Genomic DNA, 16,237 nt, shown 5'->3' with positions numbered 1-16,237 from the left:
ACACCAGAAGCCAACGCCGGTAGGGCGATCGTCGTTCAAGCGGTTGATATTCGCATTCAGCAGCCGTGCCGCCATCTCGCAATTCTGCCTATTGGGCTCAGGCCGGGACTCGGCGTCAAACGTTGCGAAGTGCACGCGAATAGCCCTGTTCAAGCTGGAGTTGCGGTAAAGGGTGGACTCCGCACCATTTGAGGACGCCGTACAGCCGCTAAGCGCCAGACCTGCTGCTATGGCTACAACAACTCGCATACTTCCCCCCGGGATGCGCACGATCAATCCCGCCGCAGAATGCACTCTGCATAGAGCCCGGCACAACTATATATGACCCGTGCAACTATGGCCCATCATCGCGGCAGGCGCCGCCGTCTATAAGTTCAGCCCGACGAAACGGTGGCGCCGTGCTGGCCTATGGCTGATCACGGCGTTCGTTGCCGTCCTCGGCGCGTGCGCGCCCTACGTCGGTGGTTAGTAGCTGTTGAATTCGTGACAGTTCACCTCGGAGAGCAGGTTCACGGATAGCGATGTTGCCCAACCGGCTGACGTGCGCTGTGATTTGGGCAGGCGTCGTCTGATTGGGCGCGCGTCCCAACCATTTTACGAAGCGCTGGTTGGTCAGCAGCCGCGCGGACAGGTTCATCGCTGCGAACTTGGCGCCAGCGGCGGCGGCGGCACCAGCGGCGGCTCCCCCGACACCACCAGCGGCGTAGCCACCGCCGGCTCCCAGCAGGCTCAACGTGCCGGTCAGGAAGCGGTCATAGTTCGCGACTTGGCCCGATCGCGACCGGTTAAGGCTATTCCCTGCGTCCCGCTTGGCCGTGGCGATGCGGATTAGATCATTGATCGCGTCGGCCCCCTCGCGTCCGAACACAGCTTCCCGCGCCCCCGCCGGCATCTTCTGCGCCTGGGTAACGAAACGGGCCGGGGAGAAGTCATCATCGACAGTGCGCCGGCCCAGATTGCCTGCCACCGTGGATGCGACATCGGCGCGCTCATCTGGGCTTAGGCCGCGCATGACGCCAGCTAGGCGCTCGCGGTCGCCACGTTCGCCAGCTAGGGCCATGACCCGCTGATACGTCTGCTCGCCGGAATATGGACGATCACGAGGGCCCGTATAATGCTGGACCACATCGCGGATGTACTGCTGGCGCTGCGCGTAATAGCGATCTGCACGACGATAGGCGGCGGCGGCGCGCGGGTCGGCACGGTTCAGGGCATCCGTGATGTCCGCGGACGCAGCGTTGATGACCTCGCTGACGCGGCGTTCGGCATCAGTCATCGTCAGGTTCCGCGACCCGATCTCGCCGCGCATCGCGGTTCGCATGTTGCGGATAGAGGCGATGGATAGGCTGCGGGGGGTATACCGCCCGGTGCTGCTGTCCGGCACGACCAGATCGTTGCGCATGTCCTGCATCAGGCCGAGCAGCGCCCGGTTCGCGTTAGGCGTCTCCGACAGTTCGGCGATGTTGCGATCGATGGCATCCAACGCTGCCTGTGACCGAACATTGGTCGTTGGCGCCAGCCGTTCAGCATCGGCGTATAGGTCGTTCTTGATCTGCCGGGTACGGTCGATCATCCGGCGGCCGGCGTCCTGAATCGTACCCCCCAGCACCTCGGGGCTCTGCGCAGTGCCGCCGCCAACGCGCGTTACTGCGTTCTCCAGCGCCTCGTTGCCAGCCCGCAGCGCGTCCTGCACGGGGCCCGCCCCACCGGGGGATGCTTCCAAATAAGCCAGCGCGTTGCGAGCGCCGGGCCGCAGATCGGCGGCGGTCATCGGCACGTCTTGACGGGTACCAGCTTCTGCGAGGGCGTTCGCTTCCGCCCGTGTTGCTGAAGGAGCAGGCCGGACACGCCCGAGTGCGTTCGCTACGACAGGGGCTGCCTTGCCGAAGGCATAGCCGCCAGCAGCGCCCAGAACGCCGCCAGCCAGTGCGTTAGGGGTACGTTCCAATACGCCGCCTTCGCCGGAGCCGAAGCCGTATGCGCCGCCGCTCAGTGCACCCACCCTCGCCAGGGCAGATGGCGTCCGTGCGCCGGCACCAAGCGGGATAGCGAGGCCACCGGCAAGCTGGCCGCCGAAGCGCGCATAGGGGTGGTTCTCCTCGTCGCCCTCCATGATTGCGCGGTTGTGCATGATGTTGCGGCCGAGGCGGTCCATGAACCCACCGCTGCCGCCGCCTCCCATAACCGTGTCAGCGACGCCCCCAAGTTCGTCGAGCGTTCCAAAGGTGGCGGCATCACCAGCACCACGTGAGAAGGCACCAAACGCACCGTCACCTGCGTCGATCGGCTTGGGGCGTTCACCGTCCGCCAAATCCACGAACGCGGGCGCCTCCTCGCCGAAACGGGCACGATATGCGGTGCGAAAGCCCTCGCTGTTTCGGTCTCCACCGAAGGCCGCGGCAAGCTGATCCTCAGCCATGCCATGCTCATAGGCAGCCTGATCGGGGTAGGTGTTCAGCGTGCCATCGGGCATGCGAACCGCGATCGTCCCGTCTGCCTGCTTCTCCGGGGGCCCCGGCCTCCTGTCGCGGAGGCCCAGCGCATAATCCGTGACGTTGTCTGCGCTCAGCGGCTCAAAGGCCCGGCCGTACTGACGATCGAGCGCGACGGCGGCGGGACCCGCGCTGACCTTCAGGCCTTCGATCGCCCGCTCTCGCTGCTGGCGCTTCTGTGCGATGACCTCGGGCCCGTCGCCCGGCATAGGAAAGAAGGTCTTATACTGGTTCGAAAACTCGCTCGGCGGGACGGCAGCACCCGACTCGTAACGCAGGGTCGCCGCGATGAAGTCACGCTGGGCAGCATCAGCCTTCTGGCGATCGGCATCATTGAACCAAGTGTTTTCGAGATTGGGGAAGGTGTCATGGAGCCACTGGCGCGTCATGCCGCGGGGGCCTTCACCTTCGCCGTTGTTCGTCGCCTGGAAGTCCGCGTTGGCTCCGGTCGCCCTGTGGTAGAACGTGCCCGCCTTGCCCTGTTCAACGGTGGGCTGCTTCGATGCAGGCGCAAGACCGCGGTTGCGGTAGCTGTCCAGTTCGGATTGATGCTCGGGCTTGATGCGCCCAGCGGCCTCCAACTCGATCAGCTTGACGACGCGGGGATTGGTGACGGGCTGCTGCGGCATGATCAATAATCCAGATCAGAGATGTCGGTGCGGACGCCAGCCTGTGCGGCGCGGTCGAGAGCGCGTTCGCCGAAGCGGGTCTCGGCACGGCGATCGGCGCGGGCACGGTAGTATTCCTGCCGTCCCTCGGATCGCGTGGCACGAGCGTTGTCGATGCGGTCGTCCTCCTGCTGCCAGTTGAACCGCCGCTCTGCGAGCTGTTGCCCCAGCGCATCCTTGATGCCGAGGGACTGTGTGATAGCGGCAGACAGGGCGTCGTCGGACGGATCAAATTCGTCGATCTCGCCATCAGTGAAACCGGCCCGCTTCAGAGCTCCTCGATGACTGTCGATTACCGAGCGGCGCTTGTCGTACGAGACCTGACGTGCGGCAAAGGCGGCGGCACCAAGCGCCTCGGCTTCAAACTGCAACTGCTTGCGCTGCTGATCCTGCATGGAACCTATCTGCGTCGCCAGCCGTCCGGCAAGCTCAGGGTCGAGAGCGTAAACGTCGGCAATCGTCTTGTGCTTGACGGGGGCCGTGACGGTGATCTCACCGTCTGCCCCGGTCGCCGGCAGTGCCGGACCGCTGCCGCTCCGAACGCCGCCGCCGATGCCGGCCCCGGCTAGGACGTCAGGGACCATGCTCCGCGCGGCGTTTTCGCGGCGTAGCGCATCCTGCTTGTTCTGGAACGTTAGGCGATCCTGTCCCACCTTTTCCATGGTTGCGGCGGTGGACGGATCGACTTCGTACAAGGCGTTGAGGGCGCCACGGTTGTACGGATCGGCGGTCAGGGTGCGCATGGCAGCACGTCCTCGTCCCTGATCGAAGCCTTGCCGGAAGGCAGCGCCGGCGTCGGTGGGTCGCCCGAGCAGACCCCAATCGATTTGGATAGCCATCAACTGTGCCTCCGTGATTGCATGGTGCCACTCACCCGAAGGGGTTCTTTCCGCCGAAGTTCTTCAGCATGCCGTACGGGTCATAAAGCGAGCCGCCGGGCGCAAACGTGCCGCCGCCCAAGGCATCAGGAACCTTCTGGCTGTAGCTGCTCTGCCCGAACGCGTTGCCAAGCGCATTGATGGCGCTGCCCATCGCGTTCTGCCGGGCCTGTGCGCCGTACAGCGCCGCGTTGGCTGCCGCGTTGGCGGCTCCCTGATTGGCGTTCGTGGCTTGATTGACGTAGGCGATACCCGAGCCTGTGACCGAACCCAGCGCGTTCAGCCCGGCGCCCTGTTGGTTGGAAAGCTGCCCCAGATAATTCGAGAACTCGTTGCTCGCCTGCGCCTGGCCATACTTCAGCAACGCCTTCTGCGCAGCGCCGCTTTCTAGTGCGCCGCGAGCCGCATAGCCGCTGTTGATCGCGTCGTAGCCCTCGTTCAGCCGCGTCTGGTAGCCGGTCGATAGCTTCCAATTGGCTAGGGCATCGTTCGCGACCGCGGTGTCACCACCCAATCCGAGCAGCGCATTGATCTGCGCACCTGCCGCATTGCCACGATCGACAGTGGGCGCGGCCAAGCTGTAATTCTTGTTGTAGATCTGCTGTGCCAGCGCGCGGTCCTGAGCCGCCGACTGCGCCGCGATATTCGCCGCCTTCTTAGCGCCCTTGCCCCCGGTGATCCCGGAAAAGAGGCTACCAGCGGCAGAGATGCCAGCGATTGCCAGGGGCGCTACCATTACGCGTTCCCTGCCGCACGCCGTTCCCTACCCATCTGCCGCGCACGGGTAAGTACGTCGTCATAGATCCCGTCGTTCCGCAAAGCCTGCTCGACGTTGATCAGGTGAAGAGCCGAGTCCGTGATTCGTCCGGCGTCTTCCATGCCGCTGAGGATGCTGATCGCGCGAGCCATCCCCTCAATCGCACCATCCCGCTCACCGAGATTAATCATCCCACGCGCATAAGTGGCAAGTGCCTCCACGATCGCGAGATCGTAGGCGGTTAGCACCTGCAAGATCTGTTCAGATCGACTCTGGTCCATGATGCGCTTTCGTTATGTGGTGAAAGCCATCCGGCCAGTATCATCGCAGCAACTATGCCCGCCCACCATTTCCCGAATAGTGGGCGTTAGCGGTTACCGCCCACTATTCTATCGCCAACCGCACCACGTAACCATCGTGGATGCCGAAGCCCAAGAAGCGCCCCGTCCCGCGGTATCAGGAGCTGGCAGATTACTGCCGGCGCATGGTCGAGGACACCGGCACCATGCCGAGCTATTCAAGGATCGCTGAAGACCTGCGCTTCCATGACCGCAGCACCGTGCGGAACGCTGTGATCCGGGCTGAGACGCGGGGACTGCTACATCGTTCTGGCGTTTGGCAGGGTGGCCGGGGGCATCGAGAAGGACAGCGGATCCGGTTGGGGCCACGTCCCGCAGCGGCTTAGTCTTGGAGGCAAATAGGCAGGAAAAGGGATGGATGAGCACCCGTTAGCGGAAGCTACGGAGCACCGATATAAACGACAGTATGAGAGCCACAGCAGAGATCATCAGGGCTGTGCGCGGAACCCAACCTTCGCGCCGCCGTATTTCTGCCAAAGCGATGGCATGCCCCGGTTTATCCCCTGTGCAGACGTGCGGGTAGTAGTGCAGATGATGCGTCGTCATGTGACGCGCTATCTCTTCCGTCATGTCGAATTGACCAAGATCGCCGATCAAAACTGTGCCGTGCTTGCTCCAGAAACGCTGACGCTCACGGATCTTTATCCACCTGCCGTCCCCTTGCGCCGGCCACAGATAACCGCGCCGTTTAGGTTGCGGTGGTCGAGGATCATCTCCGCTCATATCATTGCCCCATCGATCGTGACGCAGATCGGCGTCTCCGCCAGCTTATTCACGGTAACGACTAGATCATGGCCAGCTGTCGTAATTCCGCGCGTGCCCAGTTCTCTTGTTACATCCATGGTGCCAGGGCCGGATATGACGATCAATCGCCCGTCGCCAGCCAGCCCATTCTCAAGCCGTGCCACCCGCTCCTTGATCCTGCTCATGCCTTACCCTTCTCTTCTAATGCCGCGATCCGCTGCTCAAGGTCGCAAGTCTCCACGATCGACTTGTGCGCCGTCAGCAGCGCCATCACCCGACCAGCCTCATCCGGTGTAACATCGCCAGTCGTCACCGAAGCGAGGATTGCCGATGAAGCCGACACGGCATCTGCGACGGTCTTCACGGGTGGAAGGTCAATGCTGACCGGAGCGTCTTTGCGGGGCGGCGCAAGGCGATCGAGGCACAAACGGAGTGCAACGGTGTCGCCCTCTAACGCCTTGTCGATCGCCGCCTTGGTCAAGGCTTCATGTTGGCCTTCGAGCAGCGCTTCGATGGCGCGTGTGACACGCGAGCGGGCGCCCTTGGGTTTGCCGGGGTTGCCGGGCTTGAAGCGGCCATCCCCCGATTTTGCGGACGGATTACGGGGCTTAGAACTGTCCAAAATACCCTCCCTGCGGTTTATTGATCTGCTCTCTCATATCCTTGATGAACGCCGCCCGCCCACCATGCATGGCCATTGCTTCAGGCTCCCCGCGGCCGGTTATGGCGAGATACCAGCGACCAGGATCACGACCTGCGGCGAAGTACCGCATGCGATCGCTGTCAATCATATCGTCGTAGTGGGCCGGGGCGATGACCCCCACAGGCGTGGTATCAGCCGGGTCATTCGCATCGACGACCATCATTGCGAATGCCGCCGACGACCAGTTGAGGTCTGCCAGCATCGGCGCGAGCCAATCGGACGCGCCCTCCGGCGGTGAATAGCGGACGAGACCGTACCACACACCCGTGCCGTCAGGTTGTGCCTCCTCCAGCTTCTTGATGCGGGCTTCCCAGCGGGTCATCGGCGCGCCCCTTCGGCACAAGCGGCGTTGGAGCCGGAACACCACGGCGTGGGGACCTTCGTGCGCCGACCTATTGGCGCTATTGTCTCTATTGTCAGAGCCTGCGTGTCTGCCACTGCCTTCTCCTTTTTATATAGATAGATAGAGGTCTTTTTAGGGGACGACGCGAGGGCGCAGGCAGCCAGAGAGTGAGACGCGGCGCCTGTGACAATAGCGACAATAGGGACAATAGCCGCGATCACCGGCCAATCTCCCACAGCAGGACCGGCTCGACGAACGTCGTGTTCGGGCGGCCCCAGCGTTCGAGGTAAAACACGTCATCGTCGGTCGTGAATGCGCGGTAGTCGTCCATCGCAATGATCGACCGACCCGCTATCCAGACGGCCAGCGACAGCCATTCGTTGCTGCCATGCGGGCCGATCCCGAACACGTCGTGCTCGGTCCAGCCCATCGAAAGCGCGGTAGTTGCCCAGCCTTCGCAAGATAGCCGTATCGCGTCGGCAACGGTCGCGTGCCATTCGTCATGGCTGGCCAACCGCGGAAGCTTCTGCTTCACAAGCGCGCGAAGCCCCGCTTCGACAGCGGCAGGAAGGCCATAGGCTGAGGTCCGGGTATAGGTGGGTTCCGTGTCTACCAGCGCCGCCGCCGCCGATTGCCGCCAGTTACCCATGACCCGCACCGTGCACCGCCGGGTTGACCAGATAGTCCTTTTTGGGGCGCCCCGGGGTGTCACCTTGCCGGCTGAAGCCCTCGCGCAGCCACCCGGCTTCCATCAGCGCCTCAACTGCCGCCTCAACGTCCTGCTTGTTGCCGAGGGAAGGCAGCTTGGGATTGCGCTGAATGTCACGCGCATTGATCCGCTCGAGCCGTTCCTTGACGATGAAGCGAGAAAGCGCCGCCGCATCCTTCTCGACCGGCGGCAGAGCAGCGTCGCCAAAAACACGCCGGGCGTGCGGCTTTAGATAATCCTCGATCAGCGTCAGAGCGTTGGTCAGCGACAAAACCGAGATGCAGGACGGTTCTCGCCCTCCAGCATCTGCCCAGCTCAGATACTCAAGCGTGAGGGCAAGCCGCAGAGCCAGGCCCCGTGCCTTGCCCGACCACGACGCATAAAGTCCGGCCGCCTGACGAACATCGGCATCGTTATCGGCAATCCATTCCTCGAAAATGTCAGCGGCGCGTGCATCAAGCGGAATGGTGACCATTTCCCCTGCCGGCCGGTGCAGCTGCTGGAGCCGGCGATAGAGCCGATCAAGACGTGCCGTGTCCGCGATCTGGCGTGGACGGCTGAAGCGTATTGCTTCTGGCCATACCCACATGAAGCGCGCGACAAGACCATCGTCCGACACCCCGAGGAGCGCATCCCGCAGCTTGTCGGGCTGAATGCCACCTAGAACGCTGACGCCGTTGAACGGCACGATCAGCGGCTTGGTTTGGCTCTTCCGGTCCACGACGAAATGTCGTCCGCCATAAGCCTCGAGCCAGAACGCACGACCCCCAGGGGAGTAGCGTTCGAAGCTGTCGAGCCATCCGGCCAGCTCGTCGCGAAGATGCAGCGTGCCATTTACGTTGCCGGCCAAGATCGACGCCATCTCCTCGGGTGTCGAATCCTGAACCATGAGGCGCGGTCGTTGCGGCGCCTCGGGCTGTTCGGCCTCCTCGGGCATGTCAGGGGTTTCTAGGTTCTCCTTGGCCGCCTGCTTTACCTTGTCCTCCCATTGCTTGCGCTCAGCCTTGGCGCGCTCAGCGACTGCGGCGTGGCTCATCATGACGACGCGATGCTGTTCGGCCAGTTCACCTTCCATGGCGCGCAAAGGGAGCGTCGCTGCGTCGATGCCCGGCGATTTGTTGGACGATGGATCCCCGACCAAGCCGCCCCACAGGATGCAGGGCTGGTCGAAACCCTCCCATGCGGAGACCCAGCGTTTGCCGCCGATTAGCGACGCCGCCACCGTCAGGACGCCGATCGCGACGTAATCAACCGGCGCGCCCTTGCCCGCCGCCAGATCGGAGACGAGCGGCATGAGGTTGAGCAACACGTCACCGGGGAACAGCGGCGCGGGTGCAAGACTAGCACGCATCACCGACATGTCCGGCAGCCCCCATGCTGCTGAACGGTCTGAGTCGGCATAACCCTCGAGTGGGACGGGGGCGAATGGCCGAGCGTCGTCGAAGCGGGATTGCAGAGAGGCCGCGGTCATGGGCGCACCCCCATCAACTCGGCATTGAAGTCCTTATACGGGGGATTGGGACGCATGATCCGCGTAGCCAGACCAAGCGCAGTGAACGCCGCCGCCGCCTTCGCTGCCGCCATGTCACCTGCCTGATCACCATCAGCCCCGATCACAATGGCGCGGGTCACGTCGGCGAAGGTCATCTGGGGCATCATCGACGTGCCTGCGGCAACCCACACCGACCGGCCAAGCGCCTGCGCGAGCGTTAGGCCGTCCTCCAGCCCTTCGGTGACCAGCATGCTGGCGGCAGGCGGACCGAGTTGAATGGAGCCGCCGACGACGTTGCCGAGGCTATACTTTACCTTCGGCTTGGGATCGGTCGCGGTCGGAACCGTTGCAGCCTTGCGCCCATCCTCCGTCAGATAGGTTCGCTGCAATCCGACGAGCGCGCCAGTCGGATCGGTGACGATCGCAATCAGGGCGGGGAGGGGGCCAGAACCATTGGCCGCAAGCAAGCCGTTGCCGTTGATCTTGGGCGGCGCCAGACGGGCGAACCGCAAGGTGTGCGGCAGATCCATGGTGATGCCGCGCCACCGTAGATACGCCTCGGCTGGCGTCCCCGCGACTGGCACCGAGCTATTGACGATTCGCTGCGCAACGGGGCGCATGTCCGACTTAGGCTTGGCAGGTGCCCGCTGCTGCTCCAGCTCACGCAGCGCGCCGCCATCCAGCATCTCGATCGCGCCAGGCAGCTTCACGCGGTACGCCTGCTGCACGAAGTCGAGCACATCGCCCGACCAGCCGCAGCCGAAGCAGTGCGCCCGGCGATCATCCGCATAGATCGTGAAGCTGGGCGAACGATCGGGGTGGAATGGACAGCATGCTTTCCACTCGCGGCCCGCACGCTGCAGCTTCACGCCCGCCTTCGAAGCGACGCTAGATAGAGGGAACCGGTCGCGGATGCCGGAGACGATGCGCGACAGATCGTCGCTGTTCATGCGGCCGAGGTTGCCGCCGTTGGCCCGGAGGCGATCAGAAGTCATAGCGCCCCTCCATTGTTTTTGCGTTGGCGCGCTGGTCGGCAAGCGCGTCCTCGCAGATTTCCACATCACATCCGCCGAGGTACGTGTTGATGTTGAGCGCATAAGCGGCGGCGATAGCGTCGGTCCCGTTCGCGTAGGGACCTGAGAAGCTGCCCCAGCTATCGCCCGACGCACTCTCGTGACCGACCTGAAAGCCGGTCGCTTTGCTACCCATCACGCAGACCGTCCCGCGGAACGGAAGCCGAGGCAATGGATGGCGCAAGGGTATGATGCTTGCGCTCATCGTCCACCTCCAACATTTGGGGCATCAGTGATCGGATCGAAGCGGCGCGGACGCTTTCCATCGGCCTGGATCGCGAGGATCAAACCCATGCGGTCCGCACTTTCGATCGCGATCTGGGCGGCGGCGGGATAGGCACGTGCCGTCGCCAAACGATCGACGAAGTGCGTCTTGCCATCGCGCAGTGCATGTCGCACGACGCACCAGCGCGGGCCCTCGACCTGACGCAGCAGGACAAAGGTGTTCTTGGTGGCGGTCATGCCTGCGCCTCCTGCGGATCCAGGGCTGTGGCGCACCAGACAGCCGCATAAGCGCCGCTGCGATTCTGCCGCCGCCGCCCGGTGTCACGGATCGCACCCTTGTGGAGCAACTCGCTGAATCTGGGTTGGAGGCTGTACCGCGGATAGCCGGCCAGTTCGCAGACTTCATCGACGGTGAGGCCAGTCGGATTGTCGAAAAGCGTCTTCAGGACAATCGAGCGGTAAAAGCCGCTGACTGGCGCAAGGCGCGCGTATGCGGCTGCGGACGTGTCAAACATTGCCGGCCCCTCCACGCTTGTTGAGGCCCTTGAGGAACTCCTCTGCTGCTTGGGCAGCCCGTTCTGCCTTTTCCTCCTCGTCGTCGGTGCGCATCGAGCTGTCGTCCACGATGGCCCAACCGCGACCCGCAGCCAGTCCAGCTGCGAACATTTGAGCGTCGCAGCGGGCTTGGAACCAGCGCTCCTGCACGTCCGGGTTATCGGCGCCGGGTACATCGACGTCCCACCCCTCACCGGGGGCATCATGGATCCAGATGTAAGGCGAAGCGGCAGGAGCGCGTCCGATCTCCGCTTGCTGCAGTTCGGTGAAGGCGGCCTTCTCTGCCTTGTACTGACGCAACGCCATAGCTGCCGTCGACAGGAGTGCCACATAGCGCGACGCATCGAAATGACCGCGGAGGTCTACGATGACATTGGTAATCTCGTGAAAGACGTCGGACCAGACACCTGGGCCGGTCCAATCGGCCGGAAGCTCCCGCTCTACCTGAGCGACGATACGCATCGTCTGCGCCTTGGAGTTGACCTTATCCATTGTTCGTCCCCCAGATGAGGGCAGCGACCAGCGGCGCACGAACGGCGTTCAAGCCGAATCGCGCAATCAGGAATTGAAGACGAAGATTTGTGCTGCTATCTTCGCTGGTGCTGCTGTTGATGTGATTTGTGAGGGCCGGCGCGCCAACGCCGGCCTTTCGCGTTTTACCGGCCGCCGCCTGCGTCGTGGTCGCCATGGGGGATCACGCCGCCGCCGGGCTGTAGTCAGGAAGACCCGAGAGATAGGCGTCGAGGTCTGCGTGCAGGACGACGGTTCGCCGTCCCTGCTTCTTCGCACGAAGATCGCCCCTCTTGAGGATGCGATACATTTCAGCGCGCGAGATGTTGGCGCGGCGCGCGCCGTCGTTAATCGAGTAAGCCAACTGCTCGTCAGCTTCGGTGGTATTGAGCTTTCCCATTACCGTCTCCGTCGTGTGTACCGACGTCCAGAGACGGCATGAGACTGCGCGCAAAAACGGACCTTTGCGCGAAAGCTATGCGACCAGGCTGTGGAAGCTCGGCTCCCGCATCGTTTGCCTGATCACCGCCTGACCATATTCCAACGTGGGAGGCATTGATTGCCCTTCGGCAAGGGCATGCCCCACAAAGCTGGTGATGAGCCGCGCGACTTGGTGGGCATCGTCCTGCAACTTCTTGGCTGGTGCGCGCAGCGTATCACTTGGGGTGGTGCGTCCGTCCGCATAACCAGGCATGCCCTCCTTATGCCACTTCGCGATCGTCTTCCATTTGTGGCCGGGGGTATCTCGCTTGGCGCCCTTCGGCTGGGGCACGCCCGCACGATCTAGCTCGTTTGCGATCCATTCGTATGCAACCTGCCCGGTTACCCCGGCGCGCTCCAGAATGACTGCGAAGGCGATGATGTAGACGCGGAATTGTTGCGTCAGCTTGTGGTCGGGCGGTCGATTGCCAACGCCCTCCGGGGTGCGGAGCAACGGATGCGTAGCCCCAACATCAAGCCCGTCCAATGCCAAACCGAGAAGCGCCAGATCGTCGCGAACATCCAGCGTCGCCAAGTCAGGGTGAAGTTCGAAAGCCGCATTGAGCGCGTTGAGGGTACGGCGCAGGCGCCGCCGCCGCCCACGGAGTGTGTCAGTCTCGCCGCTATGCCAGTTCGCAAAGCGCACATAGTTGACGAGCGTTTTTGCCCAACTGTCCTGCGCTCGCATTGCCTCCGCGACGTCAGGATGCATGACCGCGACCTTATGCGGCGGCTCCAGACCGGAGCCCCACGCGCTAGGCTGCCCGATGCGCAGCACCCCGTCCGAGTAATCTTCCTCGTGGATCGCCCGGACGGTCGCATGATCGAGCCGATCCTGTGCGTCTTCCAAGATGGATGCCGCCAGCTTGGAAGCGTCGAATTCCTGGTCGGGATTGTTCTCGTTCACGCTCCGGCCTTTCCAAGCGCCACCACGTTCGTTGCTGCCACGATCCCCAAGCCGGAAACCGCAGCACGTACCGTTTCCGACACGTAGCTGGGCGCGAGGTGCGCATAATGTTTGCGGGTGATCCGCTCGTCCTTGTGCCCCATTGCTTCGGCGATCACCGCCATCGGTACGCCGGCACGCGACAGCCGGGCGCCATAGCTGCGACGCAGGTCATGGAACGTCGTCTTGTCGATCTTCGCCCGATCAAACGCATCCGCCATCCGTCGTTGCTGCTGGCTCTTTTGCCATTGCGCCCCATCGGGACGCATGAATATGAAGTCGGCCGGCTTCTTACCCGCGATGGCCTGCTCAATCATCGCAACCCCATCATCATCCAGATAGGCGGGGCGGGGTAGGGCGTTCTTGGTCTCCACCAGAAACACGGTGCGTGACTGGCGATCATAATCCTTCACCTGAGCATGGCGCAGCTCGCCGTATCGCCCACCGGTGAGGAGGGCCGCACGCACCATCGGACGAAACTCGGGGTCGCTGGCGTTCACCAGCCGCCGCGCCTCGTCGTCATTGAGATAGCGCCGTTTGGCCACGTCCACACCGCCGAATGCCTTCACCTTTGACCATGCCGCGACAGGGAGCCAGTCCCGCGTCTCCGCTGCCAGGTTCAGCGCCGCCTTCAGCACGGTGAGGTCGCGATTGGCGGTGGCACGCCGTTTCCGTAGTGCTTCCTTGTCGTCAGCCGCCCTTTCGTTCTGCTTTTCCGCTCCCTTCTTCGTTCGCAGCTTGGCCGGAGAAGTCGCACGGGCATTGTGCCAATCACTCACTATGTCCTTGGTGAGCTTCGCGGCCTCGCGCGCCCCGAGCGTGGGCTTGATGATCTCGTCGATTCGGGACCGAAGATCGGTAGGAATGGCGCCCTTCCTGACCTTGAAGGCCTTGGCATATTCGTCGAGCGCGTCGCCGACGGTGAACGGACCGGCCGGCACCACGTCGCCTCGTTCCTTTTGGGCGAACCATTTACGCGCGGCATCGTCTGCTTGCCGGAACGTCAGGATGGCTACGCCGTCAGCGTCACGGATGTCGTCTGCCTCGCCCAGCGTGGTTTTCGCGTACCCGCCCTTGGATCCAGGCGCCTTATACCGGGCAACCCATTTGCCGACGCGGGCGCCTCGATAATAGCCAAGGTGCGCACCTTCACTGACCAAACGCCAGTACGGTTCCTTTTGGCTGGCCAGCTTCAAACGTGCGTCACGCTTGTCCAGCTTCGTATCCTTGACCGCCCGACCCATCCCGACAACTCCACTTCGGAAATATGTCGGTAATATACACACTGAAACACGCCGATACACACAGAAACATAAAGCGGCGCAAAACCGACGATGTTCGGCAGGCGTTCACGTTTCAGCGTGTGCCTCAGTGTACCTGTTGCCGCCCTCTCACGGCGAAAACACGAGTTCGATTCTCGTAGGGGTCACCAGGTGTTTTTCCGCCGCCGGTGCGGAACCCCTTACATCATCGGTTTCTCGACTGCATCGCGGCGCGTGTGCGTGCGTGCGACCTGCGGCTTGTCACCCCTCCGTAACGCGATCGTCGCGCTCATCTCATTGAGCGTCGCCAGTGGCTTGCCCGCTTCCAAAGGGGTAATCATGATCTCGCGTCCCACTCTTCGAGTGGAAGACGCGCGACGGCTATGGCGAGAACCTGTCGGTCGTCCCCGAGTTCGGCGCTACCGCCGAACACGTTGCGGTCTCCACCATCCTCGCCAAGCCCTTCATCCACCGCGTCACCACCGACAAAAGCCGGCCGATCGCTTTCCCTCGGCCTGCGCCCTTGGCGGTTGGCGGGCCAGCCGGTCGAAGGGCACCGCTGGAGCGAGATGACATGAGGTCGAATCCCTTGTCCCTTCGTCTCAAATAGCCGTCGCGTAGCGGCGAAGCCGCGCATCGAGACGGTGTATCGAGAGACAGGTTGGCTCGCGGGACGGCACCTCGATATGCTCCTGCGAAGCCACTCGATCGCCACTCGGCATGAACGGATCACGATAAAGTCATCGCGGTCTGGAAATCCGCTCCTCCGCGAAAGTCGAAACGGACACCAAAGCCGAACGGAGTCTCGGGCAGCACCGGCCACTTACCGGTATCCACATCGCCCGTCCCGCGTTGTGCCGCCATGACCCTGAACCCGGCCGATCCCCGAACCGCCGCCGCCACCGGCATGGCCAGCTTCCTCGCCGATGTCGCTCCCGATGCGACGATCGCGGTCGCTGCGCATTTCGACGCGGACGGCCTTGCCGCCGCGGCGATCCTCACCCGCGCGCTGCGCAATGCGGGCCGCATCGCCGAACCAGTGATCGTCGGCAAGGCGCAGACCCCGTGGGACGAGGATTTCGGCGACCGGTTGCGCCGCCTGAACCCCGGCGGCCTGATCCTCGCCGATCTCGGCACCCGCGCCGAACCGGTCCTCGCCGACGTGTCGACGCTGATCGTCGACCATCATCGCCCGACCGGCACGTCGCCCGGCGCGATCACGCTCAGCGGCCACAATCTCGATCCCGAACCGACCAGCGCGCTGATCGCCTGGTGGGCAACCACCGCGCTCGGCGACCAGGGCGACCTGCTCTGGCTCGCCGCACTCGGCCTGATCGGTGACATGGCGGAGACGGCGGGCTTTCCCGAACTGGCCGAGGCCCAAACCCGCTGGGGCAAGACCGCGCTGCGCGATGCCGTGTCGCTGGTCAACGCACCACGCCGCACCGCCGCCGCCGATGCCGGGCCGGCACTGAGCCTGCTGCTCGCCGGAGAGGGCCCCAAGGCGATCACCAAGGGGGAGGGGGCGGATGCGCGTGCGCTCGTGGCGGCAAAGGCGCAGGTGCGTGACGCGGTGGAGGCCGCCCGCCGCGTCCCGCCCCGGATCGCGGGCGACGTCGCGCTGCTCCTCTTCGCCTCGCCCTGCCAGATCCATCCGCTGATCGCGCAGCAATGGCGCGGGCGGCTGCGCGACAAGATCGTGATCGCGGCGAACAGCGGCTACCGCCCCGGCTGGGTCCACTTCGCTGCCCGTTCCGCCACCGGTCGCGATCTCCTCGCCTTTCTCGCCGAACACCGCCCCGACGGCGCCGATGGCCGCTATGGCAACGGCCACGCCCAGGCCACCGGCGGCGCGCTGCCGGTGGAGATATGGAACCGCTTCGTAAGCGGACTGGGCCTCCCGGAAGGGCAGGTGCCCGCCTGATGCTGGAGGGGACCCGCGGCGAAGCCGTGGGGAGGGTGAAGGGCCGCCAAGCAGTGCTGTGCTTCGCGGCAACCCCTCACCCTCCCATCGCTGACGCGACGGGCCCCTCCCTCTCCC

At 63.8% G+C, this 16,237-nt stretch carries 21 protein-coding genes; 1 reads left to right on the top strand and 20 read right to left on the bottom strand.

The features are described from left to right. Window positions 1-406: 406 nt before the first annotated feature. The 20 genes from Q0U08_RS04610 to Q0U08_RS04515 form a co-directional block, all read right to left on the bottom strand. A complete protein-coding gene (locus Q0U08_RS04610) occupies window positions 407-3,121 on the bottom strand; it encodes a hypothetical protein (RefSeq protein WP_298090036.1) in 2,715 nt (904 codons plus the stop codon). A gap of 2 nt (window positions 3,122-3,123) precedes the next feature. Further along, on the bottom strand, window positions 3,124-3,999 hold the full coding sequence (locus Q0U08_RS04605) for a hypothetical protein (RefSeq protein WP_298090035.1): 876 nt from the start codon (window positions 3,997-3,999) through the stop codon (window positions 3,124-3,126). A gap of 31 nt (window positions 4,000-4,030) precedes the next feature. Continuing rightward, the gene (locus tag Q0U08_RS04600) at window positions 4,031-4,774 is read right to left on the bottom strand and encodes a hypothetical protein (RefSeq protein WP_298090034.1); all 744 of its coding nucleotides are present in this window, start codon (window positions 4,772-4,774) and stop codon (window positions 4,031-4,033) included. Continuing rightward, window positions 4,774-5,076: a hypothetical protein gene (locus Q0U08_RS04595; RefSeq protein ID WP_298090032.1), complete on the bottom strand. Its 303-nt coding sequence runs from the start codon at window positions 5,074-5,076 to the stop codon at window positions 4,774-4,776. The genes Q0U08_RS04600 and Q0U08_RS04595 overlap by 1 nt, the downstream gene beginning before the upstream one ends. A gap of 447 nt (window positions 5,077-5,523) precedes the next feature. Beyond that, window positions 5,524-5,877 carry a hypothetical protein gene (locus tag Q0U08_RS04590; RefSeq protein WP_298090031.1) on the bottom strand — a complete coding sequence of 118 codons (354 nt, stop codon included), beginning with the start codon at window positions 5,875-5,877 and terminating at the stop codon, window positions 5,524-5,526. After that, window positions 5,874-6,083: a hypothetical protein gene (locus Q0U08_RS04585; protein ID WP_298090029.1), complete on the bottom strand. Its 210-nt coding sequence runs from the start codon at window positions 6,081-6,083 to the stop codon at window positions 5,874-5,876. Before Q0U08_RS04585 ends, Q0U08_RS04590 begins: the two co-directional genes overlap by 4 nt. Then, entirely contained in the window at window positions 6,080-6,520 is a 441-nt protein-coding gene (locus tag Q0U08_RS04580; RefSeq protein WP_298090027.1) for a DUF5681 domain-containing protein, read from the bottom strand. The genes Q0U08_RS04585 and Q0U08_RS04580 overlap by 4 nt, the downstream gene beginning before the upstream one ends. Beyond that, window positions 6,507-6,923, bottom strand: a complete 417-nt coding sequence (locus Q0U08_RS04575; protein ID WP_298090025.1) for a hypothetical protein — start codon at window positions 6,921-6,923, stop codon at window positions 6,507-6,509. The genes Q0U08_RS04580 and Q0U08_RS04575 overlap by 14 nt, the downstream gene beginning before the upstream one ends. A 238-nt stretch (window positions 6,924-7,161) precedes the next feature. Further along, entirely contained in the window at window positions 7,162-7,593 is a 432-nt protein-coding gene (locus Q0U08_RS04570) for a hypothetical protein (RefSeq protein WP_298090024.1), read from the bottom strand. After that, window positions 7,586-9,013, bottom strand: coding sequence for a DUF3987 domain-containing protein (locus Q0U08_RS04565; protein ID WP_298090023.1), 1,428 nt, complete (start codon window positions 9,011-9,013; stop codon window positions 7,586-7,588). Before Q0U08_RS04565 ends, Q0U08_RS04570 begins: the two co-directional genes overlap by 8 nt. Before the next feature lie 107 nt (window positions 9,014-9,120). After that, on the bottom strand, window positions 9,121-10,140 hold the full coding sequence (locus Q0U08_RS04560; RefSeq protein WP_298090022.1) for a CHC2 zinc finger domain-containing protein: 1,020 nt from the start codon (window positions 10,138-10,140) through the stop codon (window positions 9,121-9,123). Beyond that, entirely contained in the window at window positions 10,130-10,423 is a 294-nt protein-coding gene (locus Q0U08_RS04555; protein ID WP_298090020.1) for a hypothetical protein, read from the bottom strand. The genes Q0U08_RS04560 and Q0U08_RS04555 overlap by 11 nt, the downstream gene beginning before the upstream one ends. Then, on the bottom strand, window positions 10,420-10,680 hold the full coding sequence (locus Q0U08_RS04550; protein WP_298090018.1) for a hypothetical protein: 261 nt from the start codon (window positions 10,678-10,680) through the stop codon (window positions 10,420-10,422). The genes Q0U08_RS04555 and Q0U08_RS04550 overlap by 4 nt, the downstream gene beginning before the upstream one ends. Next, window positions 10,677-10,958 carry a hypothetical protein gene (locus Q0U08_RS04545; protein WP_298090017.1) on the bottom strand — a complete coding sequence of 94 codons (282 nt, stop codon included), beginning with the start codon at window positions 10,956-10,958 and terminating at the stop codon, window positions 10,677-10,679. The genes Q0U08_RS04550 and Q0U08_RS04545 overlap by 4 nt, the downstream gene beginning before the upstream one ends. Beyond that, window positions 10,951-11,490 carry a hypothetical protein gene (locus Q0U08_RS04540; protein WP_298090015.1) on the bottom strand — a complete coding sequence of 180 codons (540 nt, stop codon included), beginning with the start codon at window positions 11,488-11,490 and terminating at the stop codon, window positions 10,951-10,953. The genes Q0U08_RS04545 and Q0U08_RS04540 overlap by 8 nt, the downstream gene beginning before the upstream one ends. Next, on the bottom strand, window positions 11,483-11,686 hold the full coding sequence (locus tag Q0U08_RS04535) for a hypothetical protein (protein ID WP_298090014.1): 204 nt from the start codon (window positions 11,684-11,686) through the stop codon (window positions 11,483-11,485). The genes Q0U08_RS04540 and Q0U08_RS04535 overlap by 8 nt, the downstream gene beginning before the upstream one ends. A gap of 6 nt (window positions 11,687-11,692) precedes the next feature. After that, the gene (locus tag Q0U08_RS04530) at window positions 11,693-11,908 is read right to left on the bottom strand and encodes a helix-turn-helix domain-containing protein (protein WP_298090013.1); all 216 of its coding nucleotides are present in this window, start codon (window positions 11,906-11,908) and stop codon (window positions 11,693-11,695) included. Window positions 11,909-11,983: 75 nt separating this feature from the next. Then, a complete protein-coding gene (locus Q0U08_RS04525; RefSeq protein WP_298090011.1) occupies window positions 11,984-12,895 on the bottom strand; it encodes a hypothetical protein in 912 nt (303 codons plus the stop codon). Next, the gene (locus Q0U08_RS04520; RefSeq protein ID WP_298090010.1) at window positions 12,892-14,178 is read right to left on the bottom strand and encodes a site-specific integrase; all 1,287 of its coding nucleotides are present in this window, start codon (window positions 14,176-14,178) and stop codon (window positions 12,892-12,894) included. The genes Q0U08_RS04525 and Q0U08_RS04520 overlap by 4 nt, the downstream gene beginning before the upstream one ends. Before the next feature lie 747 nt (window positions 14,179-14,925). Next, entirely contained in the window at window positions 14,926-15,060 is a 135-nt protein-coding gene (locus tag Q0U08_RS04515) for a hypothetical protein (RefSeq protein WP_298090008.1), read from the bottom strand. Here Q0U08_RS04515 and Q0U08_RS04510 point away from each other — a divergent pair. After that, window positions 15,059-16,120 carry a phosphoesterase gene (locus tag Q0U08_RS04510; protein ID WP_298090006.1) on the top strand — a complete coding sequence of 354 codons (1,062 nt, stop codon included), beginning with the start codon at window positions 15,059-15,061 and terminating at the stop codon, window positions 16,118-16,120. The genes Q0U08_RS04515 and Q0U08_RS04510 overlap by 2 nt on opposite strands. The last annotated feature ends 117 nt before the right edge of the window (window positions 16,121-16,237 follow it).

It is taken from the genome of uncultured Sphingomonas sp. (assembly GCF_946477935.1).
Lineage (GTDB): Bacteria > Pseudomonadota > Alphaproteobacteria > Sphingomonadales > Sphingomonadaceae > Sphingomonas.
The sequence above is the reverse complement of the archived record's forward strand: the minus strand, read 5'-3'. Positions and strand labels throughout refer to the sequence as shown.